Source organism: Microbulbifer sp. MI-G, from assembly GCF_030440425.1.
Taxonomy (GTDB): Bacteria; Pseudomonadota; Gammaproteobacteria; order Pseudomonadales; family Cellvibrionaceae; genus Microbulbifer; species Microbulbifer spongiae.
Window position 1 is genome coordinate 2,926,187 of sequence record NZ_CP098023.1, and the last position, 25,519, is coordinate 2,951,705.

At 54.9% G+C, this 25,519-nt stretch carries 17 protein-coding genes; 4 read left to right on the top strand and 13 right to left on the bottom strand.

The genetic code is table 11. From position 1 onward, the window contains the following. Positions 1-33: 33 nt before the first annotated feature. From M8T91_RS12295 to M8T91_RS12310, 4 genes are all read left to right on the top strand, one after another. The gene (locus M8T91_RS12295) at positions 34-4,422 is read left to right on the top strand and encodes a beta-helix domain-containing protein (RefSeq protein ID WP_301414448.1); all 4,389 of its coding nucleotides are present in this window, start codon (positions 34-36) and stop codon (positions 4,420-4,422) included. 376 nt (positions 4,423-4,798) lie between these two features. Then, a complete protein-coding gene (locus M8T91_RS12300) occupies positions 4,799-6,046 on the top strand; it encodes a beta-helix domain-containing protein (protein ID WP_301414449.1) in 1,248 nt (415 codons plus the stop codon). A gap of 283 nt (positions 6,047-6,329) precedes the next feature. Then, positions 6,330-7,583, top strand: coding sequence for a beta-helix domain-containing protein (locus tag M8T91_RS12305; RefSeq protein WP_301414450.1), 1,254 nt, complete (start codon positions 6,330-6,332; stop codon positions 7,581-7,583). A gap of 283 nt (positions 7,584-7,866) precedes the next feature. Next, a complete protein-coding gene (locus tag M8T91_RS12310; protein WP_301414451.1) occupies positions 7,867-10,773 on the top strand; it encodes a TonB-dependent receptor domain-containing protein in 2,907 nt (968 codons plus the stop codon). 15 nt (positions 10,774-10,788) lie between these two features. Here M8T91_RS12310 and M8T91_RS12315 read toward each other — a convergent pair whose 3' ends face one another. The 13 genes from M8T91_RS12315 to M8T91_RS12375 form a co-directional block, all read right to left on the bottom strand. Continuing rightward, the gene (locus M8T91_RS12315) at positions 10,789-11,775 is read right to left on the bottom strand and encodes a FecR family protein (RefSeq protein WP_301414453.1); all 987 of its coding nucleotides are present in this window, start codon (positions 11,773-11,775) and stop codon (positions 10,789-10,791) included. Positions 11,776-11,830: 55 nt separating this feature from the next. Next, on the bottom strand, positions 11,831-12,346 hold the full coding sequence (locus M8T91_RS12320; protein WP_301414454.1) for an RNA polymerase sigma factor: 516 nt from the start codon (positions 12,344-12,346) through the stop codon (positions 11,831-11,833). A 532-nt stretch (positions 12,347-12,878) separates the two neighbouring features. Further along, positions 12,879-13,361, bottom strand: a complete 483-nt coding sequence (locus M8T91_RS12325; protein WP_301414455.1) for a regulatory protein RecX — start codon at positions 13,359-13,361, stop codon at positions 12,879-12,881. Further along, positions 13,362-14,396 (bottom strand): recombinase RecA, encoded by a 1,035-nt coding sequence (gene recA / locus M8T91_RS12330; protein WP_301414456.1) that lies wholly within the window; start codon positions 14,394-14,396, stop codon positions 13,362-13,364. Between the two features lie 160 nt (positions 14,397-14,556). Continuing rightward, a complete protein-coding gene (locus M8T91_RS12335) occupies positions 14,557-15,084 on the bottom strand; it encodes a CinA family protein (protein ID WP_301414457.1) in 528 nt (175 codons plus the stop codon). A gap of 289 nt (positions 15,085-15,373) precedes the next feature. Continuing rightward, complete coding sequence (locus M8T91_RS12340; RefSeq protein WP_301414458.1) at positions 15,374-16,114, bottom strand: SDR family NAD(P)-dependent oxidoreductase; 741 nt, start codon at positions 16,112-16,114, stop codon at positions 15,374-15,376. A gap of 31 nt (positions 16,115-16,145) precedes the next feature. Next, positions 16,146-18,209 carry an aminotransferase class I/II-fold pyridoxal phosphate-dependent enzyme gene (locus M8T91_RS12345; RefSeq protein WP_301414459.1) on the bottom strand — a complete coding sequence of 688 codons (2,064 nt, stop codon included), beginning with the start codon at positions 18,207-18,209 and terminating at the stop codon, positions 16,146-16,148. A 233-nt stretch (positions 18,210-18,442) separates the two neighbouring features. Beyond that, a complete protein-coding gene (locus tag M8T91_RS12350; RefSeq protein WP_301414460.1) occupies positions 18,443-18,847 on the bottom strand; it encodes an NUDIX hydrolase in 405 nt (134 codons plus the stop codon). Between the two features lie 41 nt (positions 18,848-18,888). Further along, positions 18,889-20,001 (bottom strand): phospholipase A, encoded by a 1,113-nt coding sequence (locus tag M8T91_RS12355; protein ID WP_301414461.1) that lies wholly within the window; start codon positions 19,999-20,001, stop codon positions 18,889-18,891. A 308-nt stretch (positions 20,002-20,309) separates the two neighbouring features. Then, a complete protein-coding gene (locus M8T91_RS12360; RefSeq protein ID WP_301414462.1) occupies positions 20,310-21,035 on the bottom strand; it encodes a hypothetical protein in 726 nt (241 codons plus the stop codon). Between the two features lie 344 nt (positions 21,036-21,379). Then, complete coding sequence (locus M8T91_RS12365; protein WP_301414463.1) at positions 21,380-22,693, bottom strand: lysine N(6)-hydroxylase/L-ornithine N(5)-oxygenase family protein; 1,314 nt, start codon at positions 22,691-22,693, stop codon at positions 21,380-21,382. A 2-nt stretch (positions 22,694-22,695) separates the two neighbouring features. Further along, positions 22,696-24,519, bottom strand: a complete 1,824-nt coding sequence (locus tag M8T91_RS12370) for an IucA/IucC family protein (RefSeq protein WP_301414464.1) — start codon at positions 24,517-24,519, stop codon at positions 22,696-22,698. After that, complete coding sequence (locus M8T91_RS12375) at positions 24,516-25,511, bottom strand: GNAT family N-acetyltransferase (RefSeq protein ID WP_301414465.1); 996 nt, start codon at positions 25,509-25,511, stop codon at positions 24,516-24,518. Before M8T91_RS12375 ends, M8T91_RS12370 begins: the two co-directional genes overlap by 4 nt. Positions 25,512-25,519 lie beyond the last annotated feature (8 nt).

Here is a 25,519-nt window from a genome sequence, read left to right on the forward strand (position 1 = left end):
TACCAATTTCCAAAAGACCACTTGGATGGAATTATGTCTAAGAGAAATGATTGCGCTATTGATACTATTCGCAAACAGATTGCCGATCGATTGGGGTCTTCCTTGCACAAGCGCTTGATATTACTGGGGAGCGCCCTGCTGTTGACGGCCTGTAGCGGCGAATCTTCCGATGAAATTGCACAGGAGCAGCCACTGGATTTATCCCTGCAGCAGTGTGAGCTGGCACAGGGGGGGGTGGTGGGTACCCCCATCGATCCGATAATGGTTGAGGGTGTTGAAACCCAGGCCTGCCGGTTAAATGCGGACTTTGGCCAGTCGGGAAAAATTAAACTGAAAACCAGCCACCAGTATGAACCCCTGGCCTGGGTACTGGATGGCGTTTACGACATAGGCCAGAGCAAACTCTACGCAACGCTGGCAGAGATACAGGCCGACGAGATTGTTGATGTCTCAGGGTCAGGATCGCTCGTCTATGCACGGGAAGGCAGCGTGATCGTGGTTCATCGCAATGCCCGCCTCGATATTAATATTGAGTCTATTGATGACAACCGTTCCGGTGGTGGTGAATGGGGCGGCGTTGTGGTGAACAGTATTGGTTATCACCCAGACTGTGGCGACAACATAAATAGCGAAAACTTCTGCAATATTCAAGGGCCCTGGGGTTACTACGGCGGCTTGTCCCGATCCGACACTCGCTATGGGCCTACAGTGCTGACCGACAGTGCTATTGGTGGCGGCACCATTCGAACTGGTTTTCTTGGCTATGTGGCCGAGGCCGGGGGGGCCACGAAGAATAACCTCCCTCTGGAGGCCGCCGTTACCATTAATGCGCCACACTTCAAGCAAACCCGATCACCACAAGGCGTTCTATACAGCGCGAATACGGGCCTGGAACTCAATGGCGGCGCCTTGCTCGCAAGCATTTATGCTATGGGCAACCAGGGGCATGCGATTCACTGGCACAGTGGATTTGGCGGCCTGATAGGCAATGACCGCATTATTTATCACGCTAGTGACACAGTGGCCCTGAAGGGGGAAGCCAGCAGCCCGGCAATGCAAGAGGAACCTGGCGTTCAAATTGATCAGCTGACAGTGGTGGATAAAGCCCTGACCGCGGCCAAGGCCCTCGAAGTTTCCGGGGGCGGGGATATTGCCGTGGAGCACTTTGTGGTACAGGGGTTTAATACCTGCTTGAGTATTGCCGACCCAACAACCCGGGTAGCTCTGGGCAACAGTGTGTTGTACTGCGATAAAACCAGCCGGGCGCTGGACGGTAAGCCCGACTATGCCGAGCCACTGCTCTCCCAGGGGGAGAATATCTATATCCTGAATCCGGATTTAAAGCCTGATCTGGCACTGGATAATGCGGCTATTCAAGGGGTTGCGAATGCAAAGCTAGCGAACCTACAGACTTCAAAGGTCTTATTAAATTATGATTTCCGCCTGCTGTACGAACCCTGCTTTGGTGTGGGCACGCCCCTCTCTGAAACCGTCGATATCGGGCCGAACACCTACAGCGTTTGCGAATTGCAGGGCCAGGTAAACAGCAGCCTGTATTTTGATGAGGATATCAATGATGCATTTGTGGCCTGGCGCCTGAAAGGGCCGGTAACCTTTGGCAATGCACTGGCAGCCCTGAGTGGTGAAGCGCAGGTGGCCCACTTGCAGCAACCGAAAAAAGTGATTTTGGATGGAGACTCCAAACTGCTGCTGGATGCCACTTCTTCACTGACTTTCCATGCGGATGTTGCCCTCAATGTGCGGGGCAGTGCAGATGATCCGGTAGCGCTGACAGCCCGGGATGCGGAGGTGCACTGGGCGGGGATGACCATTAACGGCCTGGACAACCAGTGTGCCAGTGAAGCGGCCTGTGCACTGGCTGCCCAGCCCCGGGTCAATATCCAATACCTGCGTTTGCTGAATGCAGGTAATGGCCAGCCCACCCTCAAACTCCAGCATGTGGGTGCCGGAGCTGAGCTCAACCACCTGGATATTGCCTACTCCCAGACCGATGGCCTGGCCCTGGATGGCGGTGCAGCGAATATCGACTGGCTTCTGGTTTCGGACGTCAAAGACGACCTGGTCAGCTGGGCGAACGGCTATCGCGGCACGCTGCAATATGCCATTTTACAGCCGGGGGACGAGTCCAGCGGCCATGCCCTGCTGGGCCGCAATAATCCCGCAGACCACAACGCTTCACCGCGCTCGCGCCCGGTTATGGCGAATATCCTCCTACAGGGCGCGGAGAGTTCGGATAACGCCATTTTGCTGGAGGATGGCTCCGGTCTGTTGCTCTACAACTCCGTAGTGACCGAGTTTGCCACCTGCCTGGATATCGATGACCCGGCCACCTCGGACCTGCAGTTCAGCGACCCGCTGGAAATCTATTTCGACAATGTGGTGCTGGATTGCGGCCGGACCGTTCCAGATGAAGACGAACACGGCGGGCGCGATTTTGCCGCCGCCACCCAGGGGCTCAGCGGTGTGTACGAAGTGGCTGCGGTACTGGACAGCAACTTTGTCGCCACCGGTGGCGATATTCCCGACATCGACACCGGGATTGATCTCACCCTGGCCGGCGACGCCGCCCGCTACCTGAACGCCAATGTGGGCTACCTGGGCTCTGTACTGGACTCCCTGGACGACTGGTACCAGGGCTGGAGCGACTCTGTGGCGGTATTGCTGGCCGCCGAATGTGACTATAAAGCCGTGCTGGAGAAGGATTACCTATACGAAAAATCAGGAAGCGTATATAAAGTCTGCGGCCTGCGCGGCACAATTACCGAGGACTTTATCATTACCACCTTTACCGGCGAAGACCGGGTGGCTATTGAAAACGGGCACCAGGTGAATGAAGAGGTCTATCCGGGGTATTTTCTGGAGCGGGACCCGGCACCGACCCTGTGGCTGATAAACGGCCTGGTCAGGATCGGTGAAGGGCACCTGGCCATTACCGACACTGCCCAGGTGGCGGCGATGAAGGCCGATCCGGTAACCCTGGGAATGGAAGCTTCCAGCATTGTGATGGTTACCAAGGGCGGCGGCCTGCATATTACCCGCGGCGGCGCCCTGGAAGTGATTGGCGATGTCAGCCTGACCAATACGCAGCGCGATGGGGATGCCGCCGGACCAGTCAATTTGATAGGTCTTATTCCTCCTACATCAGGTTTAACTATCCCCGTAGGCTACCCCTGGAATGGGGCGGCGGGTACCTGGGCCGGTTTGATCATCGATGGTTTTGCCCGCAACAACCAGTGCCCGGAGGCCATGGCGGAACCCGGCAGCCGTGTCTGTAATATCCAGGGGGAGTACGGCTACCACGGCGGTTATGATGACAACCACGGCAATGTGAATATTGAAAATCTACATCTGCTGCAGGGCTCGCTGCGCCTCAACAGTGTCGGCCGCGGCGGTAAGATTGAGAATCTGTACTTTGGTCTGGGGGATTTAAGTGGGATTCCCCGTACACCCGCGGCCTGGGGCAGTGAGAACGTTGGCCGCGCGGCGATTGATATTAATGGCGGTGTGGTAAATCTGCGCAACGTCCAGATTGCTAATTCAGTACCTGGCTATAGTCTCCGCTGGAATCATGGATACCGGGGCACTATGCAATCTGTTTATATTGAGGACTCCGGATTTACCAATACTTTTAGTAGTTCTCAAGTGGAATTTTTCAGCACTCTTATGCAAAAAGCGGGGACATGGTATGACTATCCCACGATTTCCGGGCGCAGTGGCGAGCCAGATGCACTGCCGCGTTCCATGCCCACTATAGCCAATCTTGCCTTACACAGAGCGGATTCGCTCATGTTTTATGACCCCACGGCCCCCAGCGTTACAACAACGGCGCTGGAACTTGGCAGTGGGAGCGGCTTGTTTTTACACAATAGTATTGTTGGTGTTGACAAATGGACTGATATTGATTTTCCGGGATTTTTTGGTGTCACTGCTGTGGTTGACCAATGTATCTCTTTTGGTGAGGGCGTCACACCACTACTGGGCGAGGGTATTATTTTTGATCAAGTGGCCTTTGCCTGTAAGGAAATGTCCCAGGACCCAAACCTGGCGAACCAGATTGACAATCGCTTTCGTACTCAAGCAGTCAATAACCAAACCGGTATTGTAAGTAACGCCTCCACTATTTCGCTGCCGAGCCAGGCGACTAGTGATATTTATTATTCTGACTGGGTGTTTGGTGCAGAACAAGAGTCTTCTTTTGAAGAGATCGACGGTGTCAACTCGTTTGGCGAGTGGCGCCGTCTCTATCCGGCAACCAATTTGATCAATCTGGGTAAGGCCGATCCCGACTATTCCGAATCAGAGCCTGCTGATATGAATTTCTTGATAGACAGCCCCTTCTTTGGTGCCAGCGACTATTTTATTCCCATCAATGCCGGAGAGGAAATTCCCGGGGAAGATTAATGGCGCCTTCTTAACAAGAACTTCCCAAAAAGGCCGGCAATTGCCGGCCTTCTTTTTGCTTGCGGGGCAGCCATACAGCTTTATCCGGTTGTGGTGATCTCAGTCGATTATTTGTAATACTATAGTCATTACCCACCCACTTTTTGTTATAAAAATTTAATGTCGCAACCGAAACTTTTTTCCGCCTCTGAATTTCTTTTTATTCTTTTTGGTTCTGTTTATTTTTTTAAAATAAAAAAAGAATCTAGATATTATGATTGACTGACATATGGCGCGTTTAAATTGTCATGGCCTGGCAGAGTGATAGCAGCCGGGAGTGGTAAACAAAGCGATATTTATCAAGTTATAATTTAATGTCCAGTAGGTGGAACTTGTGATGAAAAAGGTAATGACTTCCGTTGCACTGATGGCTTTGGCTTCAGTTTCTTATGCGGATACAGATTTGGGTCTCGATACAGTTTGCAACTCTAATGGTACCTTTCAAGGTACAGTAATCTTTAATGGTGCGACTTATTTGCGCTGTGATCTGCCGGCCTCTATAGCGGTAAACGATACGGTCGTGCTTGCCAAAAGCAGTGCTACACCACCCTTCCTTCCGATTGTATGGGCGCTGCCCGGTATTGTTGTGGTGGGTAATGGCCAGCTCCAGAACGCCAATCCCAGCACGGTGGATAAGACTGTACTGAAGATTGAGGCGGGTGCACAGATCGCCGGTGCGGTAGACAGTAACTCCGCGCTGGTTATTACCCGCGGTGCGCAGATTGATGCCCAGGGTACTAATATTGATCCCATCATATTTTCCTCTATCGATAACGATATAACTGGTTCCGGTGAGTGGGGCGGTTTGGTGCTGGCAGGGTATGGTGAAAGCAATGCCTGCCCCAGTGCCAACGGGCAAGACCTGTGTGAAATGGAAGGTGTTGCTTCGGCCTTTTACTATGGTGGCGGAAGGTACCTGGACGAAACCATGAGTAGCGGCAACCTGCAGTATGTGGTAATTGCCGAGGGCGGCCATGAAGTGGCTATAGCCAGTGAAATCAATGGTCTGACGCTCTACAGCGTGAACAGCAGCACCAGTATTAATCATGTACATATTCACAATAACCAGGACGACGGTATTGAGTTTTTCGGTGGCGATGCCGGAGTTGAGAACCTATGGCTGACTTGTAATCAGGATGACAGCGTGGATTGGGACGAAGGCTACCGCGGATCTCTGAACAATGTGAGTATTGCCCAGGGAGACAATGCCGACCACGCCTTCGAACTGGCCAACAACCCGGACTCCGAAACTGCCGCACCCATTGCGCGCGGTGTTGTTACCAACGTCACCGTTGGTTTTGTGGGCAGCACCGCCGGCTCTACCGATGTTCCCCTGAAGCTCAAGGAAGGCACCGACGCCTACTTTGAAAATGTGGAAATTCTCGGCTATACCGGACAGGCTTGTAACGACGCCGTCAGTGCTATTAGCAGCAGCTCTACCACCTTTAGCGGCAATGTCTTCAATACCATGGAATACGATTGCACCCGCGTTATCGATAACACCAGCTATATGACGCTGCCGGCCTCTACCTCAGCTACGGGTTTTAGCTCTGCCTCCTTCTGGAATGCCCCGAGTTGTGATTAAGCATTCAGATCTGTTGAGTTTTACTTCTGCCAATTAGATGGCGTGTTTTGTAAATTTGGGAAAAGCCGGCACCTGCCGGCTTTTCTTTGCGTCTTATGCAAAGACACCCCGGCAACCACAACCCCCCCGATTTTCTGGCGGGATTTACTGTTTACTCTTGGGGCGATGTATCCGATCCAGACAATGAGCGAGACGCAATAACTGTTTGCATTGATTAAATATACCCAGCAATTGTGCTGCTTGAGTTTTTTATTGTTCTCTGTTTAGTAAACCTGTGGAGTTTATGATGAAAAAGGTAATGGCTTCTGTTGTTCTGATGGCTTTGGTTTCAGTTTCTTATGCGGATACAGATTTGGATCTCGATGCATTTTGCAACTCTAATGGCACCTTCCAAGGTATTGTAACCCTCAATAACACGAATTATTTGCGCTGTGATCTGCCGACCTCTATAGCGGTAAACGATACGGTCGTGCTTGCCAGGGACAGTGATCTAGCCCCCCTCTTTCCGATTGTATGGGCACTGCCCGGTATTGTTGTGGTGGGTAATGGCCATCTCCAGAACGCTAACCCCAGCACGGTGGATAAAACAGTACTGAAAATAGAACCGGGTACTCAGATTGTTGGTGCGGTATACAGTAACTCCGCACTGGTTATTACCCGCGGTGCGCAAATTGATGCCCGGGGTACCCCTAGTGATCCCATCGTATTCTCCTCTATTGACGATGATATGGCGGACACCAGTGAGTGGGGCGGTTTGATCTTGGCAGGTTTTGCTGAAAGCAATGGGTGCCCCAGAGCTAATGGACAGGACACTTGCGAAATGGAAGGTCTAGCTACTCCCTATTACTATGGTGGCGGAAGGTACCTGGACGAAACTATGAACAGCGGTATTCTGGAGTATGTGGTGATTGCCGAGGGGGGCCATGAAGTCGCTCTTGAAAGCGAAATTAATGGCCTGACGCTCTACAGCGTGAATAGCAGCACCACAATTAATAATGTGCATATTCACAATAATAAGGATGATGGTATTCAGTTCTTTGGGGGGGATGCCGCTGTCGAGAACCTGTGGCTGACTTGTAATCGCGATGATAGTGTGGATTGGGAAGAAGGCTTCCAAGGATCTCTTTCTAATGTCTTTATCGCTCAGGGTGATGATGCTGATCACGCCTTCGAACTGGCCAGTGGGTCGAGGATTTTTTGGCCCGGTAACCGAACGGCGCGTGGCGTTGTTACCAACGTAACAGTTGGCTTTTACGGTAGCTCCTCAGGTTTTACCGATGTTCCCTTGAAGCTCACATGGGGTACCGATGCTTATTTCGAAAATATAGAAATTAGTGGATATACACAGAATTTGTGCAACGATACCGTTCTTGCTGCCAGTACCAATCCAGATCGTATCTTTGCATTTAACAACATGCAGTACGATTGCACCCGCGTTATCGATAACACCAGCTATATGACGCTGCCGGCTTCTGCTTCAGCTACGGGTTTCAGCGTTGCCTCCTTCTGGAATGCCCCTACCCCTAGGTGTGAGTAATGAAAAGCCCCCGCAAGTTTTGCTCTACATCTGGCAGCTTTATCCTGTGCCTTTTTTGACCCGCCACTACCCACACAACAAGAGAGGCAGACCGGGCTATTTGCGCTACCGCAGTGGTCCGGACCTGTAACTACACAGTGGGTTTTGCTGAGCTGCGGGCCCGCCTTGTCATACAATGGTAATAACCCTCTGAGAGCATCGGCAAGCTAAAAATCAAGAATTGCTGATTAAGCGCTTGCCGGGGTACTGTCTGAATACCATTTCTGTTCAAGAATACGGGTTATTGCGGCGACTTGGTCAATTACTGGCTGCCTGGGGCCTCCTGCTGTCCCTATGGGTTTTGGCACTGCCGGTACCCCAGGTTATAGCCGCAGCACAACCCTCCGGTACTTTCGAGCCAGGTAAGCCGCTGCCGTTATTGACCGTGCTGCAAAACCTGGCGGATGAATATCATTATCAATTGGTGACCGATCCATTACTGGTGCGGGCTCAGCAGGTGCCGGTACCTGTGCAGGGCACCAGTATGGAGTCGCGTCTGGGCGCGCTGCTCAGCCCCTTTGGGCTGCGCTATGATTTGATCGAGCGCACTCTGGTGGTGTATCGAGAGAAAGCGGCCATACCCTGGGAGGATGAGCCCCGCCCCTACTCCGGGTATTCCGGGGCGATTGCGGAAGTAGAGGTCAGTGCCCAGGCGTTGGCACCGACTCAGGCTGGCAGCCTGGGTTATGGCGGTGAGCGTTATATGGGCGGAGCGGACGCCAGTATCAATTTCAGGGAAATGCGCTCCCAGGGGATTACCGATCTCGCTTCTGCATTTGAGTTGGTCTCCGGCGTTAAAATGGAACAGAACCGCTACGCGGTAATACGTGGCTTGCGCGGGCGCTATCAATCCGTCCGTCTCAATGGGGCGGTGCTGCCCAGTTTGGAACCCTCCAGCCAGCGGGTGCCGATGGATATCTTTCCGGTGGAGATTTTAAGCCATGTGGATTTACATAAATCGGTGCTTGCCGATGCGCCGGGCAATGCCAGTGCCGGTGTTGTTAATATTGAAACCCGGCGCATTTCCACCGAGAACACCCTGAACCTGGTTGCCGGCAGCGCCTATACGGGCGGCACCACCGGCCAGGCGGTTTTGCGCGGCTATACCGGTGATCGGGATTGGCTGGGTTCACTGGACCCACAGCGCAAACTGCCAACGGCCATTGCCGGGGGCGCTCACTATGGAAACCTGGATCATTGGCCGGAGGCCGAGCGGGAGGCGGCGGGAGAATCAATACCCACCCACTATGCGCTCACCAAAGGTACCGCAGGGATGGATGGACTACTGAGCCTGAGTGGTAGCTATCACTGGCAGCAGGGGGACCATCACTGGGGCGTGAGTGCCTCCCTGGGGTATGAAAACCGTTGGCAGCAAGTGGACCAGCAATCCCAGGTTATGAGCCGGCGCAATCTTGTTTCAGCCAACGATGAACTCAAAGAGGTATACCTGGCTAGCGAAACTTCACAACACCGCAGGCTGGATAACCAGATCAATGCCAATACCCTGGTGGCATTCGCCTATAGCTGGCGAGACACACAGCATATTGGAGCCAATTATCTGTTGCTGAGGCAAAGCTCCCTTTACAGCGAGCAGATTAAAACCCAGGAGCCCGGTTCGAGCTATTTTTATGCTGAACCGGAGCGCCTGCGCAGCCTGCACCACTGGACGGGTAAGCAGGTATGGCTGGGGCAGTTTTATGGCAGCCACCTGATTGACTCCAGTGCGCTCTGGGATCTGCAGTGGCATTTAACCTCGGCGAGTTCCCGCTACCTGCGCCCTTATGAGGTTGACTTTCAGTATCTGCGTCCAGCACCCTCCCTATCCTACCGCTTCGACACCAGCAGCAGTGGTTTTCAGGTGAGCTGGGAGCAGATGCAGGAGGAGAGTTTTAGTAGTGGCATCAGTGCTGTGCGGGACTGGTCTCTGGATACCCTGTCTGGCGATATCAAGGTGGGGTATGAATTGTTGAACAGTCTTCAGGACGGCTACTTACTGGAATATATTTTTACCCCCAAGGGAGATATAGATTCAAGCTGGAAGCTGTTGGAGCAGAATGATCCCGCAGAGATACTCACGCCCGGAAATATTATTGGCAAACCCGGTGCCGATGGTTTCCTCTTAAATGATCCCATACACATTAATATGAATTCTGCAGCATTAGATGGTAACTTTTACTGGGCCAAACGCAGAAATCGTGCCCACTACTTGCTGGCGAACAGCTATTGGAATGAACACTGGACGTTTTTACTGGGAGTGCGGCACGAGCGGGAAACGGTAAAGGCGGATTTCTGGGATCTTGCCCCGCAAGGCTGGGTACCCTTGCTTGACGAGGGGCACAATCTATATTCCGCAGCACTCAATTATATTCCCTCTGGTTTGCGCAACCTGCGTTTAGGATACAGTGAAACCGTGGTTTGGCCCAGCGTTAACGAGCTGATGCCGAAACGGTATGAGGATGTTGATTTACGTATCCATGTGACGGGCAATCCGTATTTACAGATTGCACAGGTCAGGAATTGGGATCTGCGCTGGACCTACAATAACCGCGACCGGGATTTCGAGATGAATTTCCTGGCCTTCCACAAAGATATTGACAATGCGATTGAAGGTGTTTTTTTTGACCCTGTGCGCAGAGCAGATGCCATATTTAATGTTTACAGTTATATAAATACCCGCGCTGCAAAGCTTTACGGTTGCGAGTTGGAGATGGATTACTCCAGGGTTATGGGCAACACCCATCAGTTCACTGTGGGAGCCAGTTATTCCCATATGTATTCCGAGGTGGAAATTCCCGAAAGCTTAGAGGCTCAGACCGGCAAAAGGCCCCTGCAAGGGCAGCCGGAACACCTGGTGAATCTGCACCTACAGTACAACCACCTGCCAAGTGAACAGCGTCTCTCCTTAAGGTATAAGCACTCTGGGCGCGAGCTGTTTATTGTCAGTGACACCCGCGATGTACCCCATGTATACCGAAACAGCTCCAATAATCTTTCTCTGAGTTATTCCCTGCGCTTTATGCCCAATCTCCATGGGGTTATCTCTGTAGAAAACCTTCTTCAGGACGAACACCGCTACAAGCAAGCAGGCCAACTTTTTATGGGCTATAAAGAAAACCGAAAATTTCGGCTGCGTATCTCTGTAGATTTCTGATTCCTGTTATACCGTTTAAGGAGTTTGTTCCTCTGAGCTTTCCAATACCGTATGCGACCCCTGGTGTTGAATTTTCAGGTTGTGCAGCTTGGCTAAAATCTGGATATTGGTATCGATTTTTTTCAGATCGAAACTCCCACTGACCAGCAGGCTTCCAATCTCGTGTCCTTTGGTGGTTAGGGGGGTATCGGTAAAGCGGTTAAATTCTACCAGGAGATCCGAAAGCCGCTGATTCTTCACCTGGATATATCCATCTATCCAGCTTTTATAGTTGGCCAGGTCGAAAGTCTTTATGGCACCAGTACTGTGCTCGGTGATCCTCAGCATTTCTCCAGCAGCCACTACAAAGCGTTTTCTTGTTTGCTCAAGTGGATTAACGACGACTTCACCTTCAAGAACGGTTAACTCGGTAAATCCATATCGCTGATCCACGTTAAAGATAGTCCCCAGGGCACGTATGGATGCCTGGCGGGATTCTACGACAAATGGACGACTTGGGTCCTTGGCAACAGAGAACTGGGCTTCGCCGTTAAAAAGACGAATGCGCCTTTTTCGTTCGTTATAACTCACTGCCACCTTGGTTGTGGCACTGAGGTCCAGGATACTGCCATCTGTGAGTTTTTGCCTACTCACCTGTTTCGGTTCCGTCTGATATATACGTTTGATTGTTCTTTGTGTATTTGAGTTATACATAATGGTGGTTGTTATCACTAAAACTAAACTTGCGGCAATTGCCAGATACCATGGGCGCATGGGTGTCTTTCTGGAAGTTAACCGCTCCCTGTGACTGGCTTGCTCGATTTTCAGAAGTGCCTGCGCAAAACTCTGATGATTCCAAATACGCTCTATTCTTTGAGCCAGTGCCCTTCTCACTGGGCTCTCGTGCAGCCAGCCTTCAAAATCCTTGACTTTTTGTGGGCTCGCTTGCTCCTTAGCGCCGTGGATAAACCAGGATAATATTGCTTGTTCTTCCTGTGGGCTGATTGGAATTTCTTTGTTCATAGTAACCTTATCTTCACAATTTAACCGTCCACTACGTGGATCAAATTCTTGAAGGTTAAAAATGTTGCGCCATATTCTGCTCAATCATCTTAAGCGCCCGATTGAGTTTTTTTTCCACAGCCTTTACGGAGATATCCATCTGTTCAGCGATTTCGATATTGCTCTTTCCGTACAATTTACGCATAACAATAATATTTCGAGTTGTTACCGGCAGCCTGTTGAGCAGCTTGATAAACATGGCGAGGCGCTGCTGGTTATCCACTCTCTCCTCAGGCTGTGGATCCTGACTGGTAATATCGTCGCTCAGTACTTCCATCGTATAGGCATTTCCCCGCCGCATACTGTCATTGATGAGATTGATAACGACGCGGTACAAATAACCTATGGGATTCTCGAGTTGTTCATTGTTGCTGATCTGCCGGGTTAACCGGGTTACGGCCTCCTGATAAATATCTTCCGTTTCCTGTGTGTTGCGAACTCGTTTTCTGATGAAATTTAATATCTTCGGTCTTTCTTCTGATAACGCCAGAAAGACGCTTTTGTTGGCAGCGTCTGGTTGATTTATCTTCACGTGACTTCGGTAACCTATCTGACATAAAGAGCGGTCTTATCCCTGTGCCTGCTGCTATAAGGCAAAGACGTATGAGCCTGGACTTTGCGACATGTTTTTTTGATTTCAGGTGACGTTACTAGGCAGGCAGGAGGGAAGCCTACCCCGCTCCCAGAACCGTATGAGGCATGGGTGCCGATACGCGCATGCAGGGAGCAGGATCTGCTTTCCTTCCAACCCGGTAGTTATATTCCTTTCTGGTGCATGAATCGAAGTGCACAGAGAAAGACACCGCATAGCCAATACCCAAGTGATTCCACTTGGCAAACCAACCGTACACTCTCTCAAACCCTGTGCAAGGGGTCGCTGGCAATACAGCGGGCTTGAATGTGTCCCCATCCCTGCGAAGACGCTGGGCACACGCTGGGGCGACAGCTACTCAATGAAGATTTGGTTAAATCTTGCAGCACAACTGTTGCAGCAAACCGAAGGACATTGACCGGGGGAAAAGGATCGCGCTGGTTATATATCGGGCAACAGGAAAACTGTGTGGTTATTGATCACCCAGCACCCAATGAATCACCTCTGCCGGAAAACCGCGATAGGCCAGATAACGCTGGCGCCGTGCATACTCCTTCGCCCGCTGGTCCGGCGGCATCGCACCGATGGGGACGGAATACTTTCGCTGCAGCTGTTCCTGTGCGAACGCAAACCAGTCCACCTCGGCCTGCGTCAGGGCACCGGACGCCAGATCCCCCGCAATGCCACGCTGTTGCAGTTCCCGGCTAATGCGCAGGGGCCCCTGGCCGCGCTGGACCCGCGACCGGACAAAGACCTGGGCGAAACGCCGGTCCGACTGGTAATTGTGCCTTTGCAGGTATTCGAACAGTGCACCGAAATCGGCATCGGGAAATCGGCCCGTCAGCTTCCGCCGCAATTCCAGGCGGGAATACTCGCGGCGGGCCAATAGGGCAAGCGCCGCACCGAGCAATGCTTGCGGAAAATTGGCGGAAATCCCCTGTTTGGAATACGGCATTTACTCCTGCGGAAGTTCCGCAGTCTCTTCAGCGCCGGCCGGGACCAGATCGCCCAGCAGTTGTGCGCGCAACTGCTCTTCGATCTCACGGCGGATATCCGGATTCTCGCGCAGGAATCGGGAGGCATTGGCCTTGCCCTGGCCAATTTTGTCGCCCTTATAGCTGTACCAGGCACCTGCCTTGTCCACCAGGCCCAGCTTAACGCCGTAATCGACTATCTCGCCAATCAGGTTAATGCCTTCGCCGTACAGAATCTGAAACTCGGTCTGCTTGAACGGCGGCGCCACCTTGTTCTTCACCACCTTCACACGGGTTTCGTTACCCACCACTTCATCGCCGTCTTTTACAGAGCCGATGCGGCGGATATCCAGCCGCACAGAGGAGTAGAACTTGAGCGCGTTGCCCCCGGTGGTGGTTTCCGGGGAACCGAACATCACGCCGATCTTCATGCGGATCTGGTTAATAAAAACACACAGGGTGTTGGTGTTCTTGATATTGGCGGTGAGCTTGCGCAGGGCCTGGGACATCAGGCGGGCCTGCAGGCCAACGTGTGCATCCCCCATTTCGCCTTCGATCTCGGCGCGTGGCGTCAGGGCCGCCACAGAGTCCACCACCAATACATCCACAGCACCGGAGCGCACGAGCATATCCGCCACTTCCAGAGCCTGTTCACCGGTATCCGGCTGGGACACAATCAACTCATCGACATTGACGCCGAGTTTCTCAGCATAGATGGGATCAAGGGCGTGTTCCGCATCCACAAACGCACAGGTGCCCCCACCGCGCTGGGCTTCAGCAATCACCTGTAGCGTCAGGGTGGTTTTACCGGAGGACTCCGGGCCATAGATTTCCACAATACGACCGCGCGGCAGGCCGCCAATGCCCAGGGCTACGTCCAGGCCGAGGGAGCCGGTGGAGACCGCCGGAATGCGTTCCCGCTCCTTGTCCCCCATGCGCATCACTGTGCCCTTGCCAAACTGGCGTTCGATCTGCGACAGCGCCGCCTTCAGAGCCTTGTCTTTGTTGGAATCCATGATCATTCCCGTATTTCGAACCGTGTTGATTGGTGGCAAGCTTAACGAAGGATTACTGTATAGGCAACCAGTCTTTGCCCAATGACCTGGCCCAGCGATTATTCTGTGGAGGAGGTTTTTCAAGGGCGCAGACACCTACAGCCGGCTATTCGGATTGGCTTTAGAGACATCCTGGGTACAGATGCTCATCCAGTACGGACAGCATACCCCTGATCGCCTCTACCACTGTCTGCGCCTGTACGGCAGAGCGATCTCCCCGGAAGTGAAAACAGCTGGCATCGATCTGAACCGGCTCCTGTCCCTCTGCGTGGGCCCAGGCAATCCAAACCGTGCCCACGGGTTTCTCTTCGGTGCCACCATCGGGGCCGGCGATACCACTGATCGCAACAGCCAGATTGGCATCCATCATCGCCAGCACTCCACAGGCCATCTGCCGAGCCACCGGCTCACTGACAGCGCCAAATAACTTCAGATCCCTGGCATCCACACCCAGTACACTGTGCTTGATACGATTGGCGTAACTGACAATCGCTCCGTCGAACCAGTTGGAGGCTCCCGCCACCGATGTGATTGCCGCAGCAACCGCCCCCCCCGTGCAGGATTCCGCCGTAGTTACCCGCCAGCGGCGTTTTTCCAACGCCACACCCAGCTGTCGAGCCAGCCGGGTGATATCCCCATGATCCACCATCTTGTTCTTACCATTTAAACCGGCGAGCCGAAGAATAACCGCCCGGGATACTTCCCCCGTACAGATACCATAGCGACAACCCGGCCTATTGTATATTCAATACCCACTGACCACGACAGCCGCCAGGCACTGTCCAAATGCCCTTTCGGAAAACAAAAATGTCCACCCCAGAATAGGCAGACAGAAATCCGGTCATACCCAGAAAGACTATAGGCAGGCTACCGGGGCAGACATGTGCACGGTTACTTGCATGGTATTTTTAGAGACAGGGGCGGGAATACGCTCCTCTTCACCAGGGTAGTTGGCTGCCATCCCAAAACAGCAATTGTCCGCTATCCGCGGGGCCAAGTTGTTCCAGCACATCCACCATGCGCCGGGCACTCAATGCTGCGCTATAGAGCTTGCCGGGGGCAAGATTAGTCTGAAAAGGTTTGGAGAGCGGTGTATCGGTTGTGCCCGGGTGAATCGCCACCACACAGCTGTTTTCCAACCGGCGCCCCCACTCAATAGACAGGTTCCTGATCAGCATATTCAATCCTGCCTTACTGATGCGGTAGCTGTACCAACCACCCAAACGGTTGTCGCCGATACTGCCCACCCTGGCAGACAGGGAGGCCCACAACAGTGGCTGCCTGCGCTGGAGTTGCCGGTTCAGGGCCTGGGCCAGGTGCAGATGGGTAAGCAGATTGATGCGTATGGACTGCATCAACCAGTTATCGTCGCACTGGTCCAGGGATTTTTCCGGCCCGTGGGTTTTGTCGTGCAGCAGCCCGCAGCAGTTGATCACCCAGTTGGGGGGGGTGGAACATTCACATAAAAAATGTTCAATGCTAGCGATGGCATCGGCCTGATCGAGAGAAGCAGACAGGTGATGGCGTTTGCCGGTGTGGCCGGGCACCCGCTCTCCTTTGCCGCGGCTCACTGTCAGCAGGGTAATACCGGCAGAGCGCCGGGCCAGTTCGGCACCGATGGCCTTTGCGATACCGCCGCCGGCACCCGCCAACAACACGGTTCTGGGTTGCTCAAACATACCGGCCTCCCTGCCGGATTTAATCCTGTGCTTACCTGCCCGCCTTGCCGGCAGTGGATTTTTTGTCTTTCGCATCCGCACCAGCCGATACTGCCCTGACCACCCGCAGCATGGGTTCGTCGGAGCGGAAAATCAGGCCGTGGATCTCCGTGGTGTTCTGCCCCTGTAACAACTGCTGCAAGAACTGCACTATCTGCGCGGAGATCTCCTGGCCCGGCACCAGCACGGGAATGCCCGGCGGATAGGGCACAATCTCATCGGCACTGGTGCGGCCAATCAGGTTTTGTGTGACCTCTGTGCCATTGTCCATCAGCGGCAATTCCTCGGTCTCGGCGAAATAGGCATCCGCCGGCAGGCAGGTGAAGCGGGTAAACTCCGGCAGGCGCCGCGGTGTGCCTACATGGATACGCCGCCGGTGGGTGTTTCCGGCCAACTGCTTGAAGGCGTGTATCAGGCGCAGCAGCTTGCTCTCAGTGCTGCCCAGGGTGACCAGCACCGTGATGGTATTGTAGGTGGTCTTCTCCACCTGGATGCCGTACTGGTCAAACAGTTTGATCTGCATTTCATTGCCGGAATAGCCACTGCGGGAAATATCGATGGTCACCTTGGTAGGGTCCAGGCGGATATTGTCGCCGGCCAGGGGCTCGGCGATCAGATCGTCGAGGGTCAGGGCGCGAAATACTCCGGTTTCGTTGACCGCGCGGCGCAGGGTCTCCACCATTTGCAGGCACTGCCTGAGGCGGCCGTACCCCTCCATCGCCATCTGTTTGCGCGCCACATCAAGGCTGGCGATCATGGCGTACTGCGGGCTGGTGGAGGCGTGCATATTCAGGTTTTCGCGGAAGCGAAACTCGTCGAAATCCGGATCCTGCACGTGGATCATGCTGGCCTGGGAGAACGCCGACAGCATCTTGTGGGTGCTCTGGGTGACATAGTCGGCACCGCACTCCAGAGCGGTGGGACGCAACTCCGGGTGGAAGAAGCCGTGGGCAAACCAGGCTTCGTCCACCAGCACCTTGACCCCGCGCTGGTGGGCGTAGTCGATTATCGGTTTCAGATCGTAGCGCAGGCCATCGTAAGTACAGGAAGTAATCACCAACAGGCGCGCGTCACTGTGTTTATCCAGGGCCGCTTCGATATCGGCACGTTTCACCGGGCCGTAGATACCGAACTCCGGGTGCAACACCGATTTCAGGTAAACCGGCTCACAGCGGTTCATCACAATTGCGTGGTGTACCGATTTGTGACACGCCTGATCGACGATAATCTTGCCGCCGCCACCGAGGATCTGCTGAATCACTACCTTGTTGGCGGTAGAGGTGCCGTTGGTGAGGAAAAAGGTATGGCGTGCCCCGAATGCCTGGGCGGCCAGGTCCTGGGCCTCCTGAATCACCGAGTGGGGTTCCAGCAGGCTGTCCAGCACCTGTACCGACACGGAAAGGTCGGTATTAAATACATGTTCGCCCATAAAGCGGTAAAAATCCCCCACCCAGGGACTGTTGCGCAGGCTGTCACCACCGGAGTGTCCGGGGGTGTGCCAGGCATCCCGCGCGGAAAATACATACTCTTTCAGGGTGTCGGCAAAGGGGGTCGAAGCGCGGCGGGCAATAAACGCCTGTACCAGGCGGAACATATGATTGAAGTTGCCCTCACGGCGGTCGAACAGCTCGTCAAAACGCCGGTGCAGGCTAGCCAGAACCCTACCAGCGGGTTCGCCTGCCAGGGGGGCGGCACCGGCAATCCCACCGTGTGCCACCAGGAAAATATTCAGTTGCGAGCGGAGCGCGTGAATGCGCTCGGCGAGTGCATCGGCAGCCTGCAGTCCAAAGGTATCGCTGCCGCCATCTACAATAACAGCCTGCAGACGATCCGTCTCCCGTGCCATAACCTCGATATCCGCTGGTGCAACCGCCTTAAAGACCAGGCCAAAAGGATTGTCGTGCCGGGCAGCGGTGCCATTCAGGGCTCGGATCCAATCCCCTGCCAGTTTGCTGTCGGCACTGACCAGAGCCACGTAACACTCCAGCTTCAGCACGTCATCACTCAGGTTGCCCGGTGCAGGCATTTTCATTTCCAAACCCATGATCTCTTCCATCAGCATAGCCCGCGCATTGCCCAGGGCTGTTGCTTTATCTTTTTAACTAATTGATTTTATTGACTTTTATGGGTACTCCGAGAGCGGCGGAGGACCGGGAATTGTGCGGCTTCAAAGCCAGAGGGCAAATACTAAAGGAGGCGGCGCGGGAATTCCTCAGTGCACCGGTATTTGGCGAAAATTGCCAAATACATGCTGATCAGCCAGATCTATCGCCAGGAAAGATCGAAAAGTTAGAACTTCGCGCTGTGCACTCGGCCATCGAATTCCAGGCAGTCCCTGACCCTGCGCACCTGTACTGCGGAGAGTTGCTCCAGCGGAAAATACGCCATCTCGGAGTGCTCATGGGAGAGAACGATGGGTCCCTGTCCGGCGAGGCGGGCACGAAAAATAAACACATGGGCATTGTACACTCGGTGATAGTACACGCCACTCAGGTAGTCGATATATACATCCCGACCCAGCTCTTCACGGCATTCCCGCCGCAGGGCTTCGTGAACAGTTTCACCGGGGTCCAGGGCACCGCCGGGCAGCCCCCAACTGCGGTTGGCATAGGTGGCCAGCAGTTGCAGTACCTCGCCCGAGTCGTTGGTAATCACCGCGTGTGCACTGAGGCGGTAACAGTCTTCAAATCCCATCGATCCCCTCCCGAAGCCGGCCGGGGGTGGGCCCGATCCGGTTAGAACCCCTGGGCCAGGGTAAAACCAAAACCCAGTGTCTGTACTGACTCATCGTAGTCGATCAGGCTTTCCCCGTAGCCATTGAAATAGCGGAGATAGCCATCCACCCGGCTGCCCAAGGGAAAACTCCAGGTCAATTCGACGGCACCGCGGTTGTCACTGTGCAGGTTGTTGCGCAATACCATGGCCACTGTGTGGTTGCCATCGCGATACCGACCGCTCAGCTCAAAATGGCCCAGATAGTGCTCAATGTCGGGATTGTCGTCATCCTCGCGGCTCTCCGGTATCCGGTACCAAGGCTTGAAGCCGATGGAGAAGTTGTCCCGCTCGAAAATAAAATTGGCATACATCCGGTTCCAACTGCGCGAATAGGGTTCACTACGACCGTTCGACTGGTGGTTGAAGGCGATCTGGTTGGCCACGTTGTGCCAGCCGAACACAGTCCAGTCATTGAGCCAGGTCAGTATCAGCTCGGGCTCGTGATTGGTCTCGCGAAACGGGGAGGAGTCACCGGAGTTATACGCCTGCCAAAAGCTGTGATTGGTATAGGCCACGCTCATAAACGAGGCACTGCCGAGAAAACCACGCCAGATAGGGACCTGTACCGAAAGCTGGAACTGCACCTCAATATTTTCCAGGTCGGCACCCTTGGTCCCGTCCTCGATCCCGGCCAGGCCACCGGTCTGCGGAGACGGGTTGTAGACGATAGGCAGCAGGTAGTTTGCTTTGTGGGAGGCCAGCGTGAAGGAGTTGTCGGCCGCCTCCCGGATTGCCTCGGCACGACTGCCCAGCAGCACCGCATCCCTGGGTATTTTGTCCAGGTACGCTTCCAGCACTGGCTCCGGCTCCATTGCCCCCGTTTGCAGGCCCAGACGGGTGCGCACTCTATCGGCACAAAGCTGGCGTATTTCCCCCAGAGTACTATCGGCGGAAGAGACCAGCAGTTGTGCGAGCAGGCACTCTCCGTACAAATGCTGCTCCCGCATCTGGGATTCCGCTTCGCGGACCTCAACATCATTGGCCAGTGCAGCGTTGAGTGGCAACTGAGCCATCAAAAGCAGGGAAATAATCCACCAGAGGGAATTGCGGGTATTGGATCTGGCGCAGAACAAAAGGTACCCCCATCGGCGCACTGCTTGAGTGGCGTAATTTTACACCGATGCACCGGAAAAATCCTGTCCTGCGAATTCCCACGGGTACAGCAAAAATCCGCACTTTCTCTCGTCTTCCCTCGCTGTGGGCCCCGCGACCAGTGCACAGAAATTCAGGGAAAGCTGCAACAACCTGCGGAGCCGTGGCTGTGTCGAGACGCTCACCAGGCTTTCATTCAGCAGGCTGGGGTGCAGGGGGTAGTCAAGCGGTGCTGCGCACCCTTGGGCACTTAAGGAGTGCGAATTGAAGGATTTGAAGTGCGATACACTCAGGAGGCCAGGCTGACCAGATCCGGCGACCATTCCAGGCCCCGCAAGCGTACCTGCCACAAACGCCCGGTGCTGGAAGGCCAGTCATACCCCACCAGCAGGCTGCGGCTGTCCACATAGCAGTGGGCATCCCGTTCCCCTTCATCGCCCTGGTAAATAAAGCCACTGATATCCGGCCCCAGGTCCTGGGCCCGCTGGCTGGCCACATCTCCCGCCATACCCCGCGCCGACCGGTGACTGACCCTGGGAGACAATAGTTTACCCCGCTGGGAGGGGTCCACAATATCCGGTGAAACCACCTCCAGTCCCCGCTCGTGCTGAACCAGGGTTTTCAGGAGGGGCCCCATAAAGACCCGCATCAGGGGGAAAAGCAGGCGGCTGCCCCCCTCGACACGGGACTGTTGTGGGCCATTGGGGCCGACCCAACTGGCCTCGATGGCATCGCCCAGACGGGGAGCACGCCCCTCGGGGCAGCAGAGCCGGTAGTGGGCACTGACTTCATCTACTTCGTCGCGCCAGTACACATGACACTCGCTCACCAGCCCGCCACTAAAAAGTGCGAACACCTCGATCCCGAATCCCTGTTCACCCACCAGGCGACGACTGACCAGAGATCGCCGACCCTCAGCATCATGTCCCAGCTGCCAACTGTCCTGAACAGGCATTTCGCGCCCGTCACAACTGTAGTGATAGCGCCCCTGGGCAAGGGTAGCGTTCAAGCGCATGCAGATTTCCTCCCTGCGCACAGAAAACACCGGACCGGTGGTTCACTATCAAAAAGTATTACACATGGACGGGAAATCACGCCGGGTTTGGCGCTAATTTAAACTAAAGTGTTATCCCTCTGGCAAAGACGCTCCCGCTGCGACTGCCCGAGCGGGATGGTGAGTGGGCAGGGATTTACCCGGCAAGTGTCATCGCTGGATTCAGGCACCCTGGGTCCGCCGCCGGTGTTGCCAACAGGGGTTTTGAGATACCGGCAATCCCGCACCGGTGCCCCGCGATTAGAAAACACCCACCGAAGCGTTGGAAAAGACCGGTTGGACTGCCCGGATACACAGGCGCAATATCAGGCCACAGCCACCTGGGTTGCCCGGTGGGTGACCCATTTCATAAAGTTGCCACTCTGGCGGATATCATAGACTTCACTGCCGAGCAGGTCATTGACAACCAGCGCACCACGCCAGGCAGACAAGCTCAATTGGGGCTCTGCAATGCCGTGGCTGGTTCGTCCGGTACCCAGAAAATACAGGCGGCGCTCGCTGGAATCCCCAATGAGCTTTGCCGCAAAAGCATCGTCCAGCAAGAGATGCCCCGCCTCATCCCGGGGGATGCGCTCCTGCAGGGGGGCCAGACACGGCGGCAGGGCTTCACGCAGGCCAGTGCATAAAATCACAATATCCGCATTGAGCCACTCGCTACCGTCGGCCTCCCCCAACAGGTTATTTTCCAGTTGCAACTGGTAATCGCCGCGGCAGGAGAGGCCCACAAGTGCCCGGTTGGGCAACAGTGCCACGCGCCCCAAATCCCCTTCGATATGCGCCAGACGGTAGAACAATCGATAGAGTTCTGTGAGCGTTGCCGGAGAAATGCCGTCCGAAGCCAGTTTCTGGTCCGCAATGATTTCCTCGCGGCGGCGCGGGCTGAGCTGGCGGAAAACATCCACATATTCGGGGGTAAACCAGTCGTTGGTAAATGGCGTTTCATCCAGTGGCAGGTAATTGCTGCGGCGGGATGCCCAGACCACCTGCCGCGGGCAACCCCAGTGTCCACCCAGCAGATTAATCACCACTTCGGCACCGGTCTGACCGCCACCGACCACCGCAACACGCTTGTCGCTCACATCGGGATTGCGCAGGGCAATTTCCAGGGCGTGGAAGCAGTTGTCCGAAAGAAGAGGTCGGCAACACTGCGGAATATTGGGGGTTTTTCCCGCGGCCACACACAGGTTCCTCGCACGCACCCGCTCCCGGCCGTGAGGGCCGTGTACATCCAGCTCAAAAAATGCGCCGCGGTCGAGGACACTCTGCACCCGACTGCTCATTTGCACCGAATCCAGGCGGCGTGCAGCCCAGCTGAGGTAGTCGGCGAATTCCCGACGACTCACAGTGCGTTGCTCAGCATGGAGAAAATCGTAAAAGCGCTTTTTTTCCACCAGATACGCGAGAAAACTGCAGGGATTGGTGGGGTCCACCGGGGTCACTAGGTCCTTTAAAAAAGAGGTCTGCATCATCACCCCCGGCAGCATCAGCCCAGGGTGCCAGGAAAACTCTACCTTGGCTTCAAAGAAGCGGTGCGCCAGTGATTTTTCCCGTATCAGAGCGGCAACAGCGAGGTTAAATGGGCCGGCACCAATACCGGCGAGATCGAGAACATCGCTCATAATTAAGCCTCTTCAGAGGAAAGGGTTTCTGATTGGGGTTCGATTTGCCCGGGCTGCTGTTCTGCCAGCCACAGGGGGTTGTGCAGGTCACCACCGACGATGGGTACCGGACGCTCTGCGCTGTCGCCATAGCCCTGGCGCAGGCGCACGCGATTGATACAGACGCGTTCAAACCGCTGACGGAAGAGATTGAACTGAGAAAAGCGCTCAGCCATTTGCGGTGCATTTTTCACGGCGGATTTTTGATAGCGACGCAGAACCCGGGCCAGCACCCCATAGAAATCCAGCTCGCACAAACCGACCTCCACTGCCAGTTGTGCCGACAAATAGCGCAGTACCGTCACAAAATGTCCGGTGAAGAGGTCGTGCACAATATGACTCGGGGGCAGTTGATCGAGCACTGCCCCAGCCTGCGCAGGCAGCTCCCGGCGATCGGGAAAGTCGCCCTGTGCCAGGCGCAAATCACCCTGAAAATCCTTTAGCAGAACCCGCACGACTCGATTGTCGCGGAGTACAAGTGTGAGGTTTTGCGCATGCGCCACCAGGCCAATCCCATAGCGGCTGAGCAGATGATAGAGCGGCACTACCGTGGCATCAAAGAGCTGCGCCAGCCACGCCTGCACCGGCAGTCCGGACGCTTCAATGAGAGCGACCGCCACAGAGTTGCCGCTGCCATCTTTCTGTAACAGGGCGGCCATCAGCAGGTGGCGCTCACCCCGCTCGCACAGACCCGCCGGGCTCTGCCTCCAGGTCACACCCAACAGTTCGCGGTAGCGGTAGGGCGTACCTGCGATCTGCTCGTGGTGTATGTGCGGTACATGTAGCCCCGCCACTTCCTGTAAAATACCGGTACCGCGCGTGCGCAGTGTTGTATCGCGCTCGCAAAGCCGCTGCATCCATTCACTGAGTGCCGGCCCAAAATGCATGTATTTACCGGGAATACCGCGAAAACAGGAGGTGTTCAACACGGTCAGCGGTAGCTTGATGTGCAGCGCCTGTGGGCGCGACAGGTTCGACAGAGTACGCAGCGATACCTGGGGCAGGTATTCATCACCGAATGCTCCCAGCAACACCAGATCACCACAGCTGATGAGGTGGGCATAGTGCTGGCGGATATGGTGTTGCCACTGCCAGGGGTGTACCGGCAGAGGTAAAAACGCCTGCCAGTCAATGCCTTTATCCCGCCTTGTGGCCTCCAGGGACTGGAGCTGCTCTGTATTCAAACTCTCGGCCAGCAACTGCTGCCAGCCCCAGGCCCGGCTGCTGTCAGTGATCGCCTGCGCACGCCTGACTGCCAGCCACAGAAGACGCACGCCTTTCGCGGACTCGGTAGCGTAGAGATTGAATTCCTGCGCGCCCCAACCAATCCGCCCTTTATTGACCATGGCCTTGGGGTGGCCATCCAGCAGGCACTGCAACTGTTCATCCGGTAGTTGCGCCAGCGTTTCCGCCCTGAGGCCTTCACGCTTTTCCAACAGGGCGACATCGGCCACCAGGGTATTGGCCAACTCTTGCAGTAAGTTACCCAGGGTACTGGGTGTGGCCTCCAGGTCCCCGGCAGCATCGATAAAGAACTGGGCTGCATCTTCGGCGGGGGCGCGCTGGCCATTGTACTCGCGCTCGATACTTTCACACTCGATCAGGAGCCAGTCCCAGATGGTCAACCAGGCCTGGAAGTGGTATTGCACCCCTGAGATCAATTGGACACTGTACCTACCCTCAGGCAGGGGCTCTGCCACCAGTGCCTGCTCATAGCACAACTCCGCCAGTGACTTTACCAGCAGAGCGCGATTGGCCTGTTTCCAGTAAGCGTCCCTGCCCTTCATACGCCCCCCATACTCTGAAAAAACATCCCCCTCTTACACAGCACCAATGCCGCGCGCTTGTGGGGAAAATCAAATTCCCTGATCTTTTGCCAGCCAAACATGCCGTCGAAATATCTCAGCATCGCAACGTGGTCGGCCCTGGGCTCGCCCACCAGCGCCTGTGTGCGGCTGTCATCCAGAAACAGAAAGTGGGAAACACCATTGAACCAGGCGCGGGTAAAGTGGCTGCCCAGAAAACGCCGGTCTCCCACCAGCAAATGGGCACCGCGATCAAAGAGCTGTGCGCCACAATGCGGCGCAATACGATCCTCATAAGCCCAGTAGACTTCAAAATATCCAAAAGGCATATCGTCAAAGCTGGCAATCAGGGGATATTTGTGCGGGTCCTGAATCACCGTTTCGATATAGCGCTGTTGCTTGTCAGTACCTCCCTCCTCTTGCCAGAATCGGGCTACTCGACGCTGATTCATCCATCCGGTAAAAAGCGACAAATCACGTTCCGGGTGCAAAGATCGCAAACTGAAGTCCATGCCCAAAGAGTAAAAGTGCCTGCGATATACCTCTCCATCAACGGGTTCTGGGCGCAGTGGGTGGCGCAGACCCTCGTGATTCTCCACCCACTGCAGCGGAAATCTTCCACCGTTATTACCGCGATACCAAAGTGCCGCACACTGGTAGAAATCCACGCGGGTAATTTCACTGTCCGCAGCGAATGGCACTTTACCGGCTACAAGCACCTCAATCCTCTGCAGGGCCGGGTTCAGGGAAAAGAGCCAGTCAAACCAGGGGTTCAGATCCGGTACAGGCACACCGCCTGTCGGAAGGCTGATCCCGGCGCATTCGTCTCCGGCAATATATGCCACCTGCGCGAATCTACCTGTGCAAAGCTCACAGCGATATCCCGTCTCAAGCGCACACCAAAGGCGCCCATCGACCAATGAGCCACTATGCCCTGTGGGAGGAAACCCGGCCATAACCGCGGGGCTGGTCATACAGTTTT

What these genes read in the sequence shown, in the direction of transcription:
- M8T91_RS12295 (WP_301414448.1), top strand. Translation starts at nt 34, where the DNA reads ATGTCTAAGAGAAATGATTGCGCTATTGATACTATTCGCAAACAGATT.
- M8T91_RS12300 (WP_301414449.1), top strand. Translation starts at nt 4,799, where the DNA reads ATGAAAAAGGTAATGACTTCCGTTGCACTGATGGCTTTGGCTTCAGTT.
- M8T91_RS12305 (WP_301414450.1), top strand. Translation starts at nt 6,330, where the DNA reads ATGATGAAAAAGGTAATGGCTTCTGTTGTTCTGATGGCTTTGGTTTCA.
- M8T91_RS12315 (WP_301414453.1), bottom strand. Translation starts at nt 11,775, where the DNA reads ATGAACAAAGAAATTCCAATCAGCCCACAGGAAGAACAAGCAATATTA.
- M8T91_RS12325 (WP_301414455.1), bottom strand. Translation starts at nt 13,361, where the DNA reads ATGCCGTATTCCAAACAGGGGATTTCCGCCAATTTTCCGCAAGCATTG.
- recA (WP_301414456.1), bottom strand. Translation starts at nt 14,396, where the DNA reads ATGGATTCCAACAAAGACAAGGCTCTGAAGGCGGCGCTGTCGCAGATC.
- M8T91_RS12335 (WP_301414457.1), bottom strand. Translation starts at nt 15,084, where the DNA reads ATGGTGGATCATGGGGATATCACCCGGCTGGCTCGACAGCTGGGTGTG.
- M8T91_RS12340 (WP_301414458.1), bottom strand. Translation starts at nt 16,114, where the DNA reads ATGTTTGAGCAACCCAGAACCGTGTTGTTGGCGGGTGCCGGCGGCGGT.
- M8T91_RS12345 (WP_301414459.1), bottom strand. Translation starts at nt 18,209, where the DNA reads ATGGAAGAGATCATGGGTTTGGAAATGAAAATGCCTGCACCGGGCAAC.
- M8T91_RS12350 (WP_301414460.1), bottom strand. Translation starts at nt 18,847, where the DNA reads ATGGGATTTGAAGACTGTTACCGCCTCAGTGCACACGCGGTGATTACC.
- M8T91_RS12360 (WP_301414462.1), bottom strand. Translation starts at nt 21,035, where the DNA reads ATGCGCTTGAACGCTACCCTTGCCCAGGGGCGCTATCACTACAGTTGT.
- M8T91_RS12365 (WP_301414463.1), bottom strand. Translation starts at nt 22,693, where the DNA reads ATGAGCGATGTTCTCGATCTCGCCGGTATTGGTGCCGGCCCATTTAAC.
- M8T91_RS12370 (WP_301414464.1), bottom strand. Translation starts at nt 24,519, where the DNA reads ATGAAGGGCAGGGACGCTTACTGGAAACAGGCCAATCGCGCTCTGCTG.
- M8T91_RS12375 (WP_301414465.1), bottom strand. Translation starts at nt 25,511, where the DNA reads ATGACCAGCCCCGCGGTTATGGCCGGGTTTCCTCCCACAGGGCATAGT.